Annotated in this window: 14 protein-coding genes and 1 tRNA gene; 9 read left to right on the top strand and 6 right to left on the bottom strand. The window is 56.5% G+C overall.

What is annotated here, in order from left to right; translation table 11 throughout:
• Positions 1 to 106 precede the first annotated feature (106 nt).
• The 5 genes from rpsA to pyrF all read left to right on the top strand — a co-directional run bounded on the left by rpsA (position 107) and on the right by pyrF (position 4506).
• Positions 107 to 1801 (top strand): 30S ribosomal protein S1, encoded by a 1695-nt coding sequence (gene rpsA / locus A8B84_RS18545; RefSeq protein WP_014576794.1) that lies wholly within the window; start codon positions 107 to 109, stop codon positions 1799 to 1801.
• A gap of 134 nt (positions 1802 to 1935) precedes the next feature.
• On the top strand, positions 1936 to 2232 hold the full coding sequence (locus A8B84_RS18540; RefSeq protein WP_008172061.1) for an integration host factor subunit beta: 297 nt from the start codon (positions 1936 to 1938) through the stop codon (positions 2230 to 2232).
• Positions 2233 to 2291: 59 nt separating this feature from the next.
• Positions 2292 to 2594: a LapA family protein gene (locus A8B84_RS18535; RefSeq protein ID WP_064230620.1), complete on the top strand. Its 303-nt coding sequence runs from the start codon at positions 2292 to 2294 to the stop codon at positions 2592 to 2594.
• The gene (gene lapB / locus A8B84_RS18530) at positions 2594 to 3763 is read left to right on the top strand and encodes a lipopolysaccharide assembly protein LapB (protein WP_064230621.1); all 1170 of its coding nucleotides are present in this window, start codon (positions 2594 to 2596) and stop codon (positions 3761 to 3763) included. Before A8B84_RS18535 ends, lapB begins: the two co-directional genes overlap by 1 nt.
• 26 nt (positions 3764 to 3789) lie before the next feature.
• Positions 3790 to 4506 carry an orotidine-5'-phosphate decarboxylase gene (gene pyrF / locus A8B84_RS18525; RefSeq protein WP_064230622.1) on the top strand — a complete coding sequence of 239 codons (717 nt, stop codon included), beginning with the start codon at positions 3790 to 3792 and terminating at the stop codon, positions 4504 to 4506.
• 573 nt (positions 4507 to 5079) lie between these two features.
• Here pyrF and A8B84_RS18520 read toward each other — a convergent pair.
• Positions 5080 to 5155 (bottom strand) — tRNA-Asn (locus tag A8B84_RS18520).
• A 70-nt stretch (positions 5156 to 5225) separates the two neighbouring features.
• Positions 5226 to 6410, bottom strand: a complete 1185-nt coding sequence (locus tag A8B84_RS18515; protein WP_064230623.1) for a pyridoxal phosphate-dependent aminotransferase — start codon at positions 6408 to 6410, stop codon at positions 5226 to 5228.
• A gap of 183 nt (positions 6411 to 6593) precedes the next feature.
• On the opposite strand from A8B84_RS18515, the gene uvrB reads away from it, so the two are divergent.
• Complete coding sequence (gene uvrB, locus A8B84_RS18510) at positions 6594 to 8654, top strand: excinuclease ABC subunit UvrB (protein WP_064230624.1); 2061 nt, start codon at positions 6594 to 6596, stop codon at positions 8652 to 8654.
• On the opposite strand, the gene rimI is transcribed toward uvrB, so the two are convergent.
• Positions 8655 to 9773, bottom strand: a complete 1119-nt coding sequence (gene rimI / locus A8B84_RS18505) for a ribosomal protein S18-alanine N-acetyltransferase (RefSeq protein WP_064230625.1) — start codon at positions 9771 to 9773, stop codon at positions 8655 to 8657.
• A 200-nt stretch (positions 9774 to 9973) separates the two neighbouring features.
• Between rimI and A8B84_RS18500 the strand changes: the two genes are divergently transcribed.
• Positions 9974 to 11473, top strand: coding sequence for a RimK family protein (locus A8B84_RS18500; protein ID WP_064230626.1), 1500 nt, complete (start codon positions 9974 to 9976; stop codon positions 11471 to 11473).
• Positions 11474 to 11491: 18 nt separating this feature from the next.
• Here A8B84_RS18500 and A8B84_RS18495 read toward each other — a convergent pair whose 3' ends face one another.
• The gene (locus tag A8B84_RS18495) at positions 11492 to 12652 is read right to left on the bottom strand and encodes a cation diffusion facilitator family transporter (protein ID WP_064230627.1); all 1161 of its coding nucleotides are present in this window, start codon (positions 12650 to 12652) and stop codon (positions 11492 to 11494) included.
• A 409-nt stretch (positions 12653 to 13061) separates the two neighbouring features.
• Between A8B84_RS18495 and A8B84_RS18490 the strand changes: the two genes are divergently transcribed.
• Entirely contained in the window at positions 13062 to 14081 is a 1020-nt protein-coding gene (locus A8B84_RS18490) for a quinone-dependent dihydroorotate dehydrogenase (protein ID WP_064230628.1), read from the top strand.
• A gap of 172 nt (positions 14082 to 14253) precedes the next feature.
• On the opposite strand, the gene rmf is transcribed toward A8B84_RS18490, so the two are convergent.
• On the bottom strand, positions 14254 to 14466 hold the full coding sequence (gene rmf, locus A8B84_RS18485) for a ribosome modulation factor (RefSeq protein WP_008172042.1): 213 nt from the start codon (positions 14464 to 14466) through the stop codon (positions 14254 to 14256).
• A gap of 301 nt (positions 14467 to 14767) precedes the next feature.
• On the opposite strand from rmf, the gene rlmKL reads away from it, so the two are divergent.
• Positions 14768 to 16960, top strand: a complete 2193-nt coding sequence (rlmKL, locus tag A8B84_RS18480; protein ID WP_264753902.1) for a bifunctional 23S rRNA (guanine(2069)-N(7))-methyltransferase RlmK/23S rRNA (guanine(2445)-N(2))-methyltransferase RlmL — start codon at positions 14768 to 14770, stop codon at positions 16958 to 16960.
• Between the two features lie 134 nt (positions 16961 to 17094).
• Here rlmKL and A8B84_RS18475 read toward each other — a convergent pair whose 3' ends face one another.
• Positions 17095 to 17703, bottom strand: coding sequence for an outer membrane beta-barrel protein (locus A8B84_RS18475; RefSeq protein ID WP_064230629.1), 609 nt, complete (start codon positions 17701 to 17703; stop codon positions 17095 to 17097).

Raw genomic sequence — 17703 nt, 5'->3', positions numbered from 1 at the left:
CCGGATGTAGCGCTATCTGCCAGCCACAGGCTTAATCCGGAACTTGTTAACAGACCGTGTTGCTGGTGGCACGGAGTACACTTGCGTTGATCATATAGGACTCATAATGAGCGAGAGCTTTGCGGATCTTTTTGAAGAAAGCCTAAAAGAAATTGACATGCAACCGGGTTCCATCGTCCAGGGAACTGTTGTAGACGTCGATAACGACTGGGTCACCGTTAACGCCGGACTGAAGTCCGAAGGCGTTATCCCCGCCTCCCAGTTCCTTAACGAAAAAGGCGAGTTGGAAATTGCTATCGGCGACGTTGTCGATGTAGCTCTCGACGCTGTTGAAGACGGCTTCGGTGAGACCCGTCTGTCCCGTGAAAAGGCCAAGCGTGCAGAAGCCTGGAAGGTACTTGAGAAGTCCTTCGAAGCTGAGGAAGTGGTTAAAGGTATCATCAACGGTAAGGTCAAGGGTGGTTTCACCGTCGATCTGGCCGGTATCCGTGCCTTCCTGCCTGGCTCGCTGGTAGACGTTCGTCCGGTTCGCGACACCGCGCACCTGGAGAACAAAGAACTCGAATTCAAGGTTATCAAGCTCGACCAGAAGCGTAACAACGTGGTTGTTTCCCGCCGCGCCGTTCTGGAAGCCGAAAACAGTGCTGAGCGTGAAGCTCTGCTGGAAACCCTGACCGAGGGTATGGAAATCAAGGGTATCGTCAAGAACCTGACCGACTACGGCGCGTTCGTAGATCTGGGTGGTGTTGACGGCCTGTTGCACATTACTGATATGGCCTGGAAGCGCATCAAGCATCCGAGCGAAATCGTTAATGTTGGCGACGAAATCAGCGTTAAGGTCCTGAAGTTTGACCGTGAGCGTAACCGTGTTTCCCTCGGCCTGAAGCAGCTGGGCGAAGATCCCTGGGTTGATATCAAGGGTCGTTACCCGGAAGGCTCCAAGGTCAAGGCACGCGTTACCAACCTGACCGACTACGGCTGCTTTGCTGAGCTGGAAGAGGGTGTTGAAGGTCTGGTTCACGTTTCCGAAATGGATTGGACCAACAAGAACATCCATCCGTCCAAGGTTGTCCAGGTAGGCGACGAAGTGGACGTGATGATTCTGGATATCGACGAAGAGCGTCGTCGTATCTCCCTGGGTATCAAGCAGTGTGTATCCAACCCGTGGGAAGATTTCTCCAGCAACTTCAACAAGGGCGACCGCATCTCCGGTAAGATCAAGTCAATCACTGACTTCGGTATCTTTATCGGTCTGGATGGCGGCATCGATGGTCTGGTTCACCTGTCTGACATCAGCTGGAACGAGACTGGCGAAGAAGCGGTTCGTGAGTACAAGAAGGGTGACGAAGTTGAAACCGTTATCCTGTCTGTTGATCCGGAGCGTGAGCGTATCTCCCTGGGTATCAAGCAGCTCGAAAGCGATCCGTTCGCCGAGTTTGTACAGCTGAACGACAAGGGTTCCATTGTTAAGGGCACCGTGTCTGCAGTTGATGCCAAGGCGGCTACCATCGCCCTGAATGACGAAGTTGAAGCGGTACTGAAAGCCTCTGAAATCAGCCGTGACCGTGTTGAAGATGCACGCAACGCGCTGAAGGAAGGCGAAGAAGTTGAAGCGAAGATCATCAGCATCGACCGCAAGAACCGCATCATCAACCTGTCTGTGAAGTCCAAAGACGTTGAGGACGACAAGCAGGCGCTGGAAAACGTGCGGACCAAGACTGCGGAAACTTCCTCTGGTGCGACCACCATCGGTGATCTCATCAAGGAGCAGATGCAGCAGCAAAACGCCAATAAGGACTAATCCTCCGGTTGGTACGAAAAAAACGGGCTCTAAGAGCCCGTTTTTTTTGTGTTTTTTTCTGGTTTGGCTAAACTAGGTAGTCATGGGAATCCGGTAACCGACGGCCGAATAAAAACGAAAGAGGGAAACGCCTCATGACGAAGTCCGAACTGGTCGAGCTGATTGCTTCCAAGCAGACCCAGCTCTCCGTTAAAGATGTCGAACTGGCTGTAAAAACCATCATTGAGCACATGTCCCAGTCGCTTGCCGATGGTCAGAGAATAGAAATCCGGGGATTTGGCAGTTTTTCCCTTCACCACCGGGCCGCGCGCACCGGGCGCAACCCGAAAACCGGTGAGGCTGTTCAGTTGCCTGCCAAGTATGTGCCGCACTTCAAACCCGGCAAGGAATTAAGAGAGCAGGTCAACGACAGCTTGAAGAAAGGCTTTTAACAGCTGCTCAGGGAACGCGTATAATTCGGGCTTTGAAGCCCTTTGGGAGTGCTATCGCTATGGCAGGATTGCAGAAGATCCTCATTATTCTGTTGGTTTTGGTCCTGGTTCTGCTGGCACTGGTATTCTCGCTCAACAATCAAATGGCAGTTTCCCTCAACTTCCTGCTGTTTGAAACCCAACCCCATGGTGTTGCCGTCTGGATTATCATGGCATTCGTTGTCGGTGCCCTCGTTGGCGTGCTGATGACCATGCTGGCCACCGTCCGCACCTCGGTGTCCCGGCGAACCCTTCAGAAACGACTTGATCGCGCCGAGCAGGCATTGGAGAAATCCAGGGCCCAGAACGACCGGACTCTTTAATGGATATGGTACTTCAGTGGCTGCTGCTGACAGTTGCAGTTGCCGTTGGCTGGCTTGTCGGCCGGCTAGGAAGCAATGACAGCCGATCCGGAAAGACGATTTCCGATGAGGAGTCAGTGAAGGATCGTCTCCAGTTCCTTTTCACTAACTACTCTGATCAGGCTGTTGAAAATTTCGTCCAGTCCCTCGCGGTAAACAAGGACACGGTCAGTCTGCACCTTTCCATTGGTAGTCATTTCCGCAACAAGGGTGAAACAGACCGCGCCATCTTGATCCACCAGAATCTGTTGGCCAGGCCCGAACTGCCTCCGCGTTTCTCACCACAGGTAACCCTTGAGCTTGCCCGGGATTATCTCAATGCCGGCCTGCTAGACCGTGCCGAGGCGCTGCTGCACCAGTTGATGGGCGACAAGGAATACGGGCGGCACTCCTCCCAGCAGCTGATCGACCTCTATCAGCAAGAGAAGGAGTGGGCCAAAGCTGCCGAGGTTGCACGGACTCTGACCCGGGGCGACGCCGACCCGGCCATGTTCAAGGTCCTGGCCTATCTGACCTGTGAGCTTTCTGAGGAGTCCCTGAAACAGGACGACCGGTGGGCTGCCCAGAAGCTGGCCAAGGAAGCGCTCGACTATGATCGCTCATGCGTTCGGGCCAATCTTATTCTGATGAAGCTGCTGGTTCGGCAGGGCAGTTATCGGGAAGCCGGCAACCAGTGCCTGAAAGTGTTTGATCAGAACCCGGAGTTTGGGCCGGAAGCGATCGACCGTTTGATGAAGCTTGAGCATGAGCACGGCGACATCGGCAGGCTTGCGAAAAAGCTGCGCAAGCTGTACGAAAGCTACCCGAGCACCAGTCTGCTGCTTGCCCTCGTAGAGTCCGTAGAGCGCGCTTCGGGGCGACCGGCAGCCATCGATTTACTCAGGCAGGAACTGGAAACCCGGCCGAGTGTCCGTGGCTTGCTCAGGCTGGTGGAAATGGCCGGCTATGAAAAGGGCATGACCACCGATGAGGGCAGGCTGGTGAGCCGTATCGGCCACCTGATTCTTGCCAATCGTCCCGTCTACCGCTGTGTCAGCTGTGGTTTCTCTGGTCGTCAGTTGCACTGGCTTTGCCCAAGCTGCAAGCAATGGGAAACCGTCCGCCCGATCCAGGGTGTTGAAGCCGAATAAACCTTTACCGAATTTCTGCAGGACAAATGAACGTGCAAACCGCTAACGATCCCAAGATCATCGTCGCCCTCGATTTCCCCTCCCAGAATCCGGCCCTTGAGCTGGTCGACAAACTGGACCCGGCCAAATGCCGTCTGAAAGTGGGCAAGGAGCTGTTCACCCGCTCTGGCCCGCAATTGGTCGAGGGGCTACAGAAGCGTGGCTTCGACGTGTTCCTGGATCTGAAATTCCACGACATCCCGAACACCACATCGGCAGCAGTAGCAGCCGCAGCCGACCTAGGTGTCTGGATGGTGAACGTCCATGCCTCTGGCGGTGAGAAAATGATGACCGCCTGCCGGGAACGTCTTGAAGCTTTCGGCGCGAACCGCCCGCTGCTGATCGCCGTCACCGTCCTCACCAGCATGAACGCCGACGACCTGGCTGGCATCGGCATCACCGATTCCCCGGAGGCCCAGGTATCCCGCCTGGCAACCCTCGCCAAAAACTGCGGCCTCGACGGCGTCGTCTGCTCTGCGCAGGAAGCACCAAAGCTCAAAGCCGAGCAGGGCGCCGACTTCAAGTTGATTACCCCGGGGATTCGACCGCTGACCGCTGACAAAGGAGATCAGCAGCGCATCATGACGCCCACAGATGCCCTCAAAGCCGGTTCCGATTACCTCGTGATCGGCCGTCCGATTACTCAGGCGTCTGACCCGCTGGCTGCCCTTGAGGCTATTCACTCTGAGGTTATTGGCGTCTAGTTTCTCGGTTCCTGTCTGAGTTGGGCTCCTAGCCTGCATGGTTTGGAGTCTGGTGGTGTGGGGCCTCCCTCCCAAAAACCGCTACGAGCACATCCATGTGCGCTTGGCTGTGGCCATCCTTGGCCACAGACATTTTTGGGAGGGAGGCCCCACACCACCTCTTCGGACTTCTCAGAAATATCTGGCCGCAACTAAGAGTAGGTCGGATTAGCGCAGCGTAATCCGACGAGGGAGGCTGCTAAATAGGCAGTCAACGTATTTGTCGGATTACGCTGCGCTAATCCGACCTACTGGTTACCCGTTTCCACAAGGTTTGTTGTTTGCTTTTCAGATAACTTCACGGTCAGAACGGTGTGGCTGTCATGGCTTTCCAAAACTGTAGAGGGCCAGGGATGGCCCGATTCAAGCGCACACGGACGTGCTTGTAGCGTGTTTTGGAAAGCCATGACAGCCACGCCAGTCCCGCCATCGACCAGGCTAGGGCAGGACTAGATCAAAACAACAAAAGACAGAGTCAAAAGCGGGGCAATAAAAAACCCGCTAACTCAAAGAATTAGCGGGCTTTCAGAATAGTGGCTCCCCGAGCTGGGCTCGAACCAGCGACAAACGGATTAACAGTCCGTTGCTCTACCAACTGAGCTATCGGGGAACGTCGTCGTGTGACGAGGCGCGTATATTAAGTTGGCAATACCGCCCCGTCAACCCCTGGCCAGAACTTTTTAGCCAAGCGCTTTCTGAAGACGTTCGACAGCCTTTTCCAGGTTTTCCATGCTGGTCGCGAAGCTCAGGCGCATGTGGCCAGGGCAGCCGAAGGCGGAGCCCGGGACCAGTGCCACGCCGGCGTCGGTCAGCAGTTTCTCGGCGAATTCAACGTCGGTGCTGACGCTGGAATCCGCATCAATGGCGCCCTGGAAGCTGGGGAACACATAGAAGGTACCGTCGCCGTTCAGGCACTCAACGCCCGGTAGTTTGTTCAAGGCCTCTACCAGCCAGTCGTGGCGTTCCTTGAAGGCCTTGACCATCTCGCCCACGCAGGCCTGATCGCCATCAAGCGCAGCTTGTGCTGCTGCCTGGGAGATAGAGGCCGGGTTGGAGGTGCTCTGGGACTGGATCTTCTTCATGGCGCCGATGATTTTCGCCGGGCCCGCCGCGTAGCCGATACGCCAGCCAGTCATGGAATAGGCTTTGGACACGCCATTCAGTACGAAGGTACGGTCATACAGCTCAGGCGTCGCGTTCAGGATGTTGCAGAACGGCTTGCCGGTCCACAGGATCGGTTCGTACATGTCATCAGTGGCGATCATGATATTCGGGTGCTTCTTCAGCACCTCGCCGATGGCCTGCAGCTCTTCCAGGGTGTAGGCCATGCCGCTCGGGTTCGAGGGGCTGTTGATCACGAACAGGCGGGTACGCTCGGTGATGGCGTTTTCCAGTTGTTCCGGCGTGATCTTGAAGCGGGTCTCGGCGCCGGTTTCGATAATAACCGGTTTGCCCTCGGCTACCAGCACCATGTCCGGGTAGGAAACCCAGTAGGGCGCCGGGATAATGGCTTCGTCACCCGGGTTCAGTGTGGCAAGTGCGAGGTTGAAAAAGCTCTGTTTGCCACCACTGCTTACCAGTATCTGGTTGGCTTCGTAATCCAGGCCGTTGTCCCGTTTGAACTTCGCAATAATCGCTTTTTTCAGGGCTGGCGTACCATCCACGGCAGTATATTTGGTCTGGCCGTTATTGATGGCTTCAATGGCTGCCTGTTTGATGTGATCAGGTGTGTCGAAGTCCGGCTCGCCGGCACCCAGGCCGATAATGTCCTGGCCTGCTGCGCGGAGTTCCGCGGCCTTGTTGGTGACTGCGAGGGTGGGAGAGGGCTTGATAGCCTGTACTCGGCTGGAAAGTTGAAGGTCCAAACTTGCGCTCCTTAAAGCTGCGTCTGATAGGGCTGCGACCGCCGGGTGCCAGAGCTGCTGGCTGATTTTCGCCCAGCCGTCGATCGCACTGATGGTATCATGAAGCGAGTGTATCGCTAAATTTCTCTAATGGCAGGGGCTGTTTCAGCCCTGCATCGGTTTTACCGGAGGTTTCCGCCAGTTATGGCCAGTAATCAGGCAAACGTTTCCGCCAGAGAAGGTGTGTTCCAGGTTGATTCACCGTTCCAGCCGGCGGGCGATCAGCCCAAGGCAATCGAGGGACTGGTGGATGGTATCCACTCCGGTCTGGCACATCAGACGTTGCTGGGGGTAACCGGCTCCGGCAAAACCTTCACCATCGCCAATGTCATCCAGCAAATCCAGCGGCCAACGATCATCATGGCCCATAACAAGACCCTGGCGGCTCAGCTTTATGGTGAGTTCAAGGAGTTCTTTCCCGACAATGCGGTGGAGTATTTCGTCTCCTACTACGACTACTACCAGCCAGAAGCTTACGTGCCCTCGTCGGACACGTTTATCGAAAAAGACGCCTCTATCAACGAGCACATCGAGCAGATGCGTCTGTCCGCCACCAAGGCTTTGCTGGAGAGACCAGACGCCATCATCGTGGCGACGGTTTCTTCTATCTATGGTCTGGGTGATCCCCAGTCCTATCTGAAGATGATGCTGCATCTGGACCGGGGCGATCAGATTGACCAGCGGTTTATTCTCCGCCGCCTGGCCGAGCTTCAGTACACCCGGAATGATGTTGAGTTTCACCGGGCCAATTACCGGGTGAGGGGCGACGTGATTGATGTATTTCCGGCGGAATCCGAAAAAGAGGCGATCCGCATCGAGCTGTTCGATGACGAGGTGGAGAATCTAAGCTATTTCGACCCGTTGACTGGTGAGGTATTGCGGCGGGTACCGCGGGTAACCATTTATCCGAAATCCCATTATGTGACACCCCGGCAAACGGTGCTGGATGCGGTTGAGCACATCAAAGTTGAGTTGGACGAGCGACTGCAGCAGTTACGAGACAACAACCGCCTGGTGGAAGCCCAGCGCCTGGAAGAGCGAACCCGGTACGACATCGAGATGATGCTGGAGCTGGGCTATTGCAACGGCATCGAGAACTACTCGCGCTATCTCTCCGGTCGCCTTCCCGGTGAGGCACCGCCGACCCTGTTTGATTACCTGCCACCCAACGCGTTGTTGGTGGTGGATGAGTCCCACGTGACCATTCCTCAGATCGGTGCCATGTACAAGGGCGACCGTTCCCGTAAGGAAACGCTGGTGGAATATGGTTTCCGCCTCCCATCGGCGCTGGATAACCGGCCTATGAAATTTGAGGAATGGGAGCGGATTGCGCCCCAGATGATCTTCGTATCGGCAACGCCGGCCAACTACGAGGCCGAGCATGCTGGGCAGGTGGTGGAACAGGTGGTGCGACCCACTGGCCTGCTTGACCCGGAAATCGAAGTGCGTCCGGCCTCCACGCAAGTGGACGACCTGCTTTCAGAGATCCACACCCGGGTGAAAGCGAAGGAACGGGTTCTTGTGACAACGCTGACCAAGCGTATGGCGGAGGATCTCACCGACTTCCTGATGGAGCACGACATCAAAGTTCGCTATCTGCACTCGGACATTGATACCGTGGAACGGGTCGAGATCATACGGGACCTCCGGCGGGGTGAGTTCGATGTACTGGTGGGCATCAACCTGTTGCGGGAAGGTCTGGACATGCCCGAGGTTTCGCTGGTGGCTATCCTCGATGCTGACAAGGAAGGTTTCCTGCGGTCCGAGCGCTCACTGATCCAGACCATGGGCCGCGCCGCGCGGAATGTTCACGGTAAGGCCATACTCTACGGCGATCGAATTACCGGCTCTATGCAGCGGGCCATTGATGAAACGGAACGTCGCCGGGCCAAGCAGGAGGCCCATAACCTCGAGCAGGGTATTACTCCCCAGGGGCTGAACAAGAAGATTGCCGACATTATGGAAGGTGCCGGTGGTGGCGGTCGCGGCCGCCGTAAGGCGGAGCGTCCGGGACAGAAAGCGGCGGAAGAGGCAGAACAGTATCGGGCCAAAGCCGGCAACCGGTCTCCGGAGGAAGTGCTCAAAGAAGTTTCGCGACTGGAGGATGAAATGTACAAGGCCGCGTCCGAGCTGGATTTCGAAACGGCCGCTCGTCTGCGGGACGATATCGCCGAGTTGAAAGAGGCGGCCTTGCGGACGGGGTAATCAGGCCGGCCGTTTCGGGCCAACGATGACTGCGGCCTGCAATGGCTGGTTCCTGCCATAGCGGGAAATCTGGCTGAATACCCGTTTGTCGACTGGCAGGTATTGCTTGTCGGCGACGGTCTCGCCCATTTCCACGTCTATCTCCGGATCGTGCAGGTATACGAACTGGTCATCAATCGCGCACACGGTTACCCAGTGGGGAACGCGGCTTCGGTTCAGTTGCCAGGTGCTGATAAGGATCACCGGAACCCGGCCCTCGTGTAGGGCCTCTGCCATGGCTTCCAGAGTCAGCGGGTCATGGTGCAACTGGATGCCGGTCTGGCCGATGTCATGCAGAAAGCCCTCATGGACCAGTTCCAGGACCCGCTTTTTGTCCTCGCTTCTGACGGTGTCCTTGAACAGGGCACCTTCCATGCTGATCCACGCACTGGCTTCAAAGCCCCGATTCCAGGCGGCGAGTGCCAGTCCATGGGGGCCGCAGCCGCCGTGGCCGGCAAGCATGAAAATTGTGGTCGCCTCCCGCCATAATCTCAGTTCTTCCAGCGTTGTCAGCGGTTGCTGCTCATCCAGGGCGGCCATGGCCATGATCAGGGCGGCGGGGCCGCAGGAAAAATCCGTGGTCTGCGGGTAATAGGGCACCGCGGGGAATTCCCGGGACGGCTCGTAGAACAGGATTCGCCGCTCAAAACGCAGGGCAGTGCCGTGGTCTTCGTAGTAGTCCCGGTAGGTTCCGAACTGTCGATACCCCAGGCGTTTGTAAAGGCTGATGGCGCCCCGGTTATCCTCACGTACTTCCAGTCTCATGACGATTCGGCCCGCTTCCGCAGCTTCTGATTCTGCCTCCCGGACCAGCTTTTCACCCACGCCCTGGCCGCGCACCGTTGGCGAAACAGCAATGGAGTAAATGCGGGCCAGCCGGGTAGCCGCGCTCATCAGAACCAGGCAATAACCCACCAATTCGCCATTGGCCTCAGCCACAATCAACCGGTCCCTGGGCATTTCCAGAAAACGGCGAAAGCTGCGCCGGGACAGACGGTCCTCGGTGAAACACCGGTTTTCAAGCGCAACCAGAGCGTCGAGGTCCTTGCTGGTGGCTTGTCGGAGCTGGAAATCAGGCATTAAGGTGCGGCCTTGAGAAGACTTGGAGGGCATGCTGGTGGGCTTCCCGTATTCGGCTATTATGGGTGAGAGTAGGTGGAACGCAAAGACCGCAAGGATGCGTAAAAGCACGCATTATTCGCCGATTGTGCAGGGATCGTGACCGGCGTATTGTGGCCTCAATTACCACAGGCAAGACCTTTCAGGGAGGAATGCCCTTAATGTCCCGATTGCTTATCGTAGTGGACCGTGCCAAAGACTGGGCGCCCTATTACCCCAGTGAAGATGTGCTGACGTTTGATCAGTACCTCCAGTTCTCAGCTCCGCCTGCCAGCCGGGTAAGGGTCATCAACCTGTGTCAGAGCGCCCGCTATCTTAGCAAGGGCTATTACTGCTCACTCCTGGCGGAAGCCCGTGGCCACCATGTGGTGCCTTCGGTAATGACTCTTAACGACCTCGGCCGAAAAGGGCTGTTTTCACTTGAGCTGGAAGAGCTTGATGAAAGCGTCATCAACTGGCTGGAAGCGGCTGGCTCGGCAATTGATCCCGCCAGTGATGAGCGAGCAGCCACCCACGAAGTCCGGATTCGGACTTACTTTGGCCAGGCTGAGCATCCGGATCTCAAACCGGTCGCCCGGGCGCTGTTCGAGCGTTTCCCCTGCCCGATTCTCGAGATTGTCTTCAAGCGCCGCAAGCAGTGGCAGATCGAGTCCATGAAGCCGGCCGCTCCGGCGGATCTCGGCGAACACGAACAGGATGTGTTTGCTGCCGCCCTGGATCGTTTCAGTAGCATGGTGTGGCGTAAGCCCAGAACCCGCCGCCGTTACCGCTATGATCTGGCGGTGCTGGTCAATCCCGATGAGGAAATGCCTCCGAGTGACAAGGTCGCCCTGAAGCGGTTCGAGAAGGCTGGTCGCAAGCTGGGTATCAATGTTGAGCAGATTACCCGGCGGGATTATATGCGCCTGCCGGAATACGATGGCCTGTTCATCCGGGAAACCACCGCCATTGATCACCATACCTACCGCTTTGCCCGCAAGGCCGCCGCTGAGGGCATGGTGGTTATTGATGACCCGGTATCGATCCTGAAATGCACCAACAAGGTGTTCCTTGCGGATCTTCTCAAGAACAACAAGGTTCCCACACCCAAGACGCTGATCCTGTCGAAAGACCAGAAGAATGCGGTCGAGCAGGTCATCAGTGAGCTGGGTTTCCCGGTGGTTATAAAGATTCCCGATGGTGCGTTTTCCCGGGGCGTTACCAAGGCGGAGGACGAAAAGACCCTTCGTGCCGGTCTCAGGGACCTGTTCAAGCAGTCGGCGTTGGTGTTGGCTCAGGAATATCTGTACACCGATTATGACTGGCGCATTGGTGTACTGGGTGGTCGGGCTATCTACGCCTGCAAGTACATGATGGTGAAAGGCCACTGGCAGATCTATCAGCACGGTGAATCCGAGAGTGAAAGCGGTGGCTTTGAGACCATGCCCACCTACGAGGTGCCGAGAAACGTAATCCAGGCGGCGCTGAATGCCACCAAGCTTATTGGTAACGGGCTTTATGGCGTGGATATCAAGCAGTCCGGCAACCGTGTTGCGGTGATTGAGGTCAACGACAATCCGAGCATTGATGCCGGTGTAGAGGATCGCTTTCTCGGTGGCGAACTCTATACCCTGATCATGCAGGAGTTTCTTTCAAGGATGGAAGAGAACCGCCGTCGGTGAAGGGTATGGCCTGCTCCCTCAGGGGCCGGCCACCCACACCCTGACACTGCCAAACCAGGGGTAATCCCGGAGCTGTTCCTTGATGTTCGCAGAGGAGAAGGCAGTCCTTTCTTCGTGCTCGTCCAGGAACAATTCCAGGTGCACCTTGTTCTTCAGGTAGTGAAGCCGCAAACGACTGTGGTGAGGGAGCTCACCAATGTGCTGAGCCAGGATGGCCCGGATGTCTCCACGGGAGGGTAGACGCTCAGAGGTCAGGGGCTGGTCTTCGTCGTTTTCGGCGTCGATGTGGAAATTGATATCCCGAATATTGTCCAGGGCATCCCGCATGCCCGAGACTACCTGCATACCGATCTGGTGTCCCTCTGAGACGCTGATTTCCGGCCGAACCACCAGGTGAATATCCAGCAAAATATCGTGGCCCATTCGGCGGCTACGGAGTTCGTGGACGTTACGTACCCCGTCTGTGTCCCGGGCGATGCTCTTGAGCATCTCCGTATCCTCATGCGAAAGACCGGTGTCAACAAGCTCTTTCACGCTGTCCCAGGTGAACTTCCAGCCGATGTGGATAATGATTCCGGCGATCACCACTGCCGCAAACACATCCAGCCAAACCATGCCTAGCATGGCACCGGCGGTGGAAACCAGAACGACAACAGAGGAAAACGCGTCGGTTCTGCTGTGCCAGGCGTTGGCGATAATCAGGTCTGAGCGAATCTTCTGGCCGACATGGCGAGTGTATCGGAAAATCCATTCCTTACCAGCAACGGACGCTGCAGCTGCCACCAGAACCGGCCAGCCCGGCACGGTATCCACGCCGCCCTCGAGCAGGCGCAGGGTATTTTCCCAGGCCAGGGCTGCGCCAACGGCGATCAGAATGCTACCGAGAACCAGAGTGCCGAAAGTTTCGATTCGTTGATGGCCATAGGGATGATCGTCATCGGGTTCCTGGCGGGATACCTTCATTACCCCAAGAACAACAAGATCCGAGGCTACATCTGTGAAGGAGTGAATGCCGTCAACCAGGAGGGCCTGGGAATGAAAAAGAGCACCGCCAATGACTTTTATGATCCCGAGCACTGCATCGAGAATCATCCCGATAATGGTCACGCGCGAGGCCGCCTTCATTTCGCCCGCGAGATTGTCCCGGTGCTGTTGGGCGGGGGAAGTCGGCTCTTGCATTGAAGCACTCCAGATCAGAAGACAGGTGTCAGTATAACGTTATTCCCAGTGCCTTTGGCAGGGGCGGCCAAAATGAAGAATTTCAAGTGATTTATGCACATCATTGCAGAACGGTGACTCGGTAACATTTTGTTTAGTATTTGTCGACAGGCAAGAGAAAAATATATAAAACCATGAAAATAAAGGAAAAAATAACTGGTTAAAAAATGATCAATCTGTAGATTGGCGCAGTTATCAAGGGATGGCAACCGTTGCCCCGGGATTTTCAACAGGGTTATCCACAGATTCCGTGGAAAAGGTCACGAGACTGCCATGATACAGTCATTTACAGCTGATTTGGTTCTAGCCCGGGATGCTGTGGAAAACTTCCGGTATACTCCGCCCACTTGGATGAGGGGAGTTTTTTCAGATGTACGGCGTTATCCGAAACCTGCTTTTCCGCCTACCGCCGGAGCAGGCTCACAATGTTGCATTGAATGGTCTGGATCTTGCGCACCGACTGGGTGTTTTGAGCGCTTTTTCGCCAAAGATAGATGCATTACCAGTAAATGTTATGGGGCTGGATTTCCCGAACCCCGTAGGCCTCGCTGCAGGCCTCGACAAGAATGCTGATCACCTGGATGCGCTCGGTGCCCTGGGCTTCGGGTTTATCGAAGTGGGTACGGTCACGCCCCTGGCGCAGCCGGGCAACCCCAAGCCGCGAATGTTCCGTTTGCCGGAACACCAGGCCATCATTAACCGCATGGGTTTCAACAATGAAGGTCTGGACCACTTGCTGGCGCGCGTGGATAACCGTCGCTACAGCGGTGTGCTCGGAATCAATGTGGGCAAAAACAAGGATACCCCCAACGACCAGTCCGAGTCGGATTACCGGAAGGGGATATCGGCGGTTTACACCCGGGCCGACTACATCACTGTCAATGTGTCCTCGCCCAACACGCCGGGGCTCCGGGATCTGCAGTTTGGCGATTCCCTGAAAGGTCTGCTCGAAGCGATCAAGGATGAGCAGCTCAAGTGTGAGAAACAACATGGGCGGTATGTGCCTGTGGCCGTGAAGATCGCCCCGGACATGGATGATGACGGTATCCGCTTTGTGGCATCTGCGCTGCGGGAGACAGGACTGGACGGCGTTATTGCCACCAATACAACGATCAGTCGCGATGCGGTGGCGGGTCACGCCCATGCAGATGAAGCTGGCGGTCTTAGTGGAGCGCCGGTTCGGGAAGCGTCTCTCAGGGTAATAAAAGGGCTTTACGCCGAGCTGGGGGAGTCACTACCGATTATTGGTGTCGGTGGCATTACCGATGGCGAGAGCGCGGCAGAGAAAGTCCGGGCCGGTGCCAAACTGGTGCAGGTATACACCGGGTTTATCTACCGCGGGCCTGAGTTGATTAAAGAAGCGGTTGAGGCGATCCGGCAGGTTAAGTGATTTGTTGTGCCCCAGAACGAAGGTGGGCCCGCTTAGCGGGCCCGAGCGGGGAATGAACCCCGTGGCGCTTCATCGCATGGTATGGGGCGGGAGGCCCCATTTGGGTTGCTCTGAGTACTGCGTCAAATTGTGTAGAAAAAGATCAGATTAAGATTCGGGGTTAGTTCAGGCGTCACGCCGTCGTAACGTTAGCCAGTTTGTGGATGCCGGATACGCCGGTCATGCCCTCCCATTGATCTGTGCGGCCTTCTCGCCACCCGTTCAGCCATTCCTGGCGAACTTCCGCCTGTTCAATCGGGCAGCTGTCTTTGGATTTACCGGACACGCCAGCGAGATAACCCCGCTTGAATGCACGAGCGTACATGTCTCTTTTCTGTCTTTTCATGCCGTTCCTCACTGATGGATTAACAGAACAAGCGTGTACACTTCTGCAGTGGCTGCGACAAGCGTTACCCACTTCCGGGATAACCCACTATTGTCAGCTCAAGCCAGAGCAGTCAGGATCCTGTTAACGGAAGGTTTATTGCCTTCCGGAACGACGCGTCACTTACAAGGTAAGTCGAACCTTGCGCAGATGTACACTAATTATTTCATCTATGTGACGCTTTTTTTATAGTTATGTGAACTAAAGAATTGCTGCCAATTTCGGAACAGCCAGTATTCCGGAAACTTACCAATAGCCGTCGATGCACCAGGAGTTGAACTTGTCCAAATCTGTATTTTTCGTAACCTGCCCGAAGGGAGTGGAATACCTTCTGGCGGACGAGCTCAGCACCTTTGGCCTGGACACCGTGCGCAATGCGCCGGCCGGAGTCTGGGTGGAAGGTTCTCTGGAGGCTGGCTACCGCGCTTGCCTGTGGTCACGCCTGGCCAACCGCTTGATCCTTCATATTGACGAAGTGGATGCCAACAGCGGCGATCAGCTCTATGACGGCGTTGTGCACATGGACTGGCAGCAGCATATTCCGGTGCATGGCAGCTTCCGGGTGACTTTCCTTGGCCAGAACGAGGCCATCCGGAATACCCAGTACGGTGCGCAACGGGTGAAGGACGGCATTGTGGACCGGTTCCAGGCCAACGGCGGCCCGCGTCCTTCAGTAGATGCCAAGAACCCCGATGTGATTGTTTCCGCCCGCCTGAATCGGGGGCGTCTGTCACTGGGCATCGACCTGAGTGGTCACAGCCTGCACATGCGCGGCTACCGTACGGATAAAGGGATAGCCCCCCTGAAAGAAAACCTGGCGGCAGCATTGCTGATGCGCGCGGGCTGGCCCGAGATTGCCGCGGCCGGTGGCGATTTCGTGGACCCGATGTGTGGGTCCGGGACTCTTGTTATTGAAGCCGCCATGATGGCGCTGGACATGGCGCCCGGCCGCAAGCAGGAACGGTTCGGCTTCGAGAAATGGCCCGGGCACCAGCCGGAACTCTGGTTGTCCCTGCGCCAGGAAGCGGAGCGCCGCGCCCATGAAGGCAATCAGGGGCGCATCCCGAGACTGGCTGGCTTTGATCAGGACAGCCGGGTCATCGCGACGGCCTGGAAAAACATTCAGAGAGCGGGCCTGGAGAGTAATGTCCACGTTGAAGCGCGGGCTGTCGACGCTTTGGATCTGGAGGGTGACTGGTCCGATCAGGGGCTGGTGCTGACCAATCCTCCCTACGGCGAGCGGTTGAGTGAGCGCAGGGAGCTGGGCGCCCTGTATCAGGCCCTGGGTGATGCAGTGAAACGCACGGTTCCGGGCTGGCGCCTTGGCGTATTTACCGGCGCGCCGGAATTCGGAAAATCCATCGGTTTGCGGAGCTATAAGCAATATCGACTTTTCAACGGCAAGTTGCCCGCTCAGTTGCTGCTGTTCGAGATTAATGACGTCAGCGCCATGACACCCCGGGTTCCCGATACTCCCGGTGAGGTTACCCCTCGTATTGCCAACGAGGAACGTGCGGCCATGCTCCGCAACCGCCTCAGGAAAAACATGAAAACCATTGGCCAGTGGGCAAGAAAGCAGGGCATTGGTTGCTACCGTCTTTACGATGCCGACATGCCGGAGTTTGCCCTGGCAATCGATATCTATGAGGGCAGGGTGCACGTGCAGGAGTATGCCGCCCCGAAATCGGTGGACGAGCGCTCCACCCGTGAACGCCTGGCCGAAGCTCTTGCGGTGATTCCTGAAGCACTGGGCGTGGAGCGGGAAGAGATGGTGTGCAAGCAGCGCCAGCGCCAGACGGGCACCAGCCAGTACGAAAAGCAGGCGGCCAGTGGCGAGTTCTTCAAGGTTCACGAACATGGCTGCGTGCTGAAGGTGAACCTTAAGGATTACCTGGACACCGGTCTGTTCCTCGATCATCGGCCGGTGCGGCACTGGATTCAGCAACACTCGGCAAACCAGCGGTTTCTGAACCTGTTCTGCTATACCGGCGCGGCTACCGTTCACGCCGTGGTTGGAGGCGCTAGCCGGTCTCTGAGCCTGGATATGTCAAAGACCTATGTTGGCTGGGCCGAGGAAAATCTGGCCCTGAACGGCGCCGACCCGAAGAAGCATCGGGTAGAGCAGGCGGATTGCCTGGCCTGGCTGGCAGACCGGAAAACGGCAGATCAACGGTTTGATCTGATCTTTATGGATCCTCCGACCTTTTCCAACTCTGCCCGTATGGCTGGCGTTCTGGATATCCAGAAGGATCATCCGACGCTAGTCAGGCAGGCCATGGCCCGGTTGAGCTCCGACGGGTTGCTGATATTTTCCAACAATTTCCGACGCTTTAAGCTGGACGAAGCGCTGGAGAATGAGTTCGAGGTTGCCGAGGTTACCCGGGATACCCTGGACAAGGATTTTCAGCGCAACGCCCGTATTCACCGGTGCTGGCACATTCGCCACAAGGCGTAACGGGTATCGAATAGTAGGTCGAATGGTAGGTCGGATTAGCGAAGCGTAATCCGACAAAAATTCGGCGGGATTACGTATCAGCAGATTGTCGGATTACGCTTCGCTAATCCGACCTACATTTAATATCAGCGACTTCAGAACTCGTAGCGCACGCCGCCGGAGAACTGGAAGGTATTCACATCCGTTCCGGTGTCTTCGAACAGCTTTCCGCCCTCGAATACCAGGAAGGTATCGTCCATCACTTCAAAGTCGAGACCGGCGATCCAGCTGACGCTGAAACCGCTGTCCGGAAATTCGCCGTCGAGATCAAGGTAGGCGTTGTTGCGGTCGTTCGCCGGATCGCTGATCTCGCCCTCACCGTGGATGTAGGAAAAGCCGAACTGGCCGTAAACGTTGGCGTAGTCGGTGATAGGGTAGTGCAGGCCCATGTACCAGCTGGCGTAATAGTCAACGCTCAGGGTGAGGTCGCTGTTCGGAACCTCGGCGTCTTTGAAACCGCCGCCGGCTCGCAGCTCGGCGTGGAACAGATCGGTGATATGGCCACCCAACATCAGGGTTCCGCCAGTGCCCCAGGCGGTTTCCTTGGTGTTTTCACCGATGGTGCGGTGGTTGTAGGTGGTTGCCAGCAGACCGATGTAGTGTTTGTCGGCCCTCGGGGTCTCCTGGGCCAGTGCGACCTGGGAGGCGAGAAGCAGGGCAGGGACAAGCGGGCAGATGAGGGGCGTTCGCACAACCTTGTTCAT

The sequence above is a fragment of the Marinobacter sp. EhC06 genome (genome assembly GCF_001650915.1).
Taxonomy (GTDB): Bacteria; Pseudomonadota; Gammaproteobacteria; order Pseudomonadales; family Oleiphilaceae; genus Marinobacter.
This window is presented reverse-complemented; position numbering and strand designations above follow the sequence as displayed.

Bases quoted from the DNA above. Each gene is read 5' to 3' on its own strand.
- uvrB (WP_064230624.1), top strand. From the start codon at position 6,594: ATGGCCAGTAATCAGGCAAACGTTTCCGCCAGAGAAGGTGTGTTCCAG.
- A8B84_RS18535 (WP_064230620.1), top strand. From the start codon at position 2,292: ATGGCAGGATTGCAGAAGATCCTCATTATTCTGTTGGTTTTGGTCCTG.
- rpsA (WP_014576794.1), top strand. From the start codon at position 107: ATGAGCGAGAGCTTTGCGGATCTTTTTGAAGAAAGCCTAAAAGAAATT.
- A8B84_RS18500 (WP_064230626.1), top strand. From the start codon at position 9,974: ATGTCCCGATTGCTTATCGTAGTGGACCGTGCCAAAGACTGGGCGCCC.
- lapB (WP_064230621.1), top strand. From the start codon at position 2,594: ATGGATATGGTACTTCAGTGGCTGCTGCTGACAGTTGCAGTTGCCGTT.
- pyrF (WP_064230622.1), top strand. From the start codon at position 3,790: ATGAACGTGCAAACCGCTAACGATCCCAAGATCATCGTCGCCCTCGAT.
- A8B84_RS18475 (WP_064230629.1), bottom strand. From the start codon at position 17,703: ATGAACAAGGTTGTGCGAACGCCCCTCATCTGCCCGCTTGTCCCTGCC.
- A8B84_RS18540 (WP_008172061.1), top strand. From the start codon at position 1,936: ATGACGAAGTCCGAACTGGTCGAGCTGATTGCTTCCAAGCAGACCCAG.
- rimI (WP_064230625.1), bottom strand. From the start codon at position 9,773: ATGCCTGATTTCCAGCTCCGACAAGCCACCAGCAAGGACCTCGACGCT.
- rlmKL (WP_264753902.1), top strand. From the start codon at position 14,768: ATGCACCAGGAGTTGAACTTGTCCAAATCTGTATTTTTCGTAACCTGC.
- A8B84_RS18490 (WP_064230628.1), top strand. From the start codon at position 13,062: ATGTACGGCGTTATCCGAAACCTGCTTTTCCGCCTACCGCCGGAGCAG.
- rmf (WP_008172042.1), bottom strand. From the start codon at position 14,466: ATGAAAAGACAGAAAAGAGACATGTACGCTCGTGCATTCAAGCGGGGT.
- A8B84_RS18495 (WP_064230627.1), bottom strand. From the start codon at position 12,652: ATGCAAGAGCCGACTTCCCCCGCCCAACAGCACCGGGACAATCTCGCG.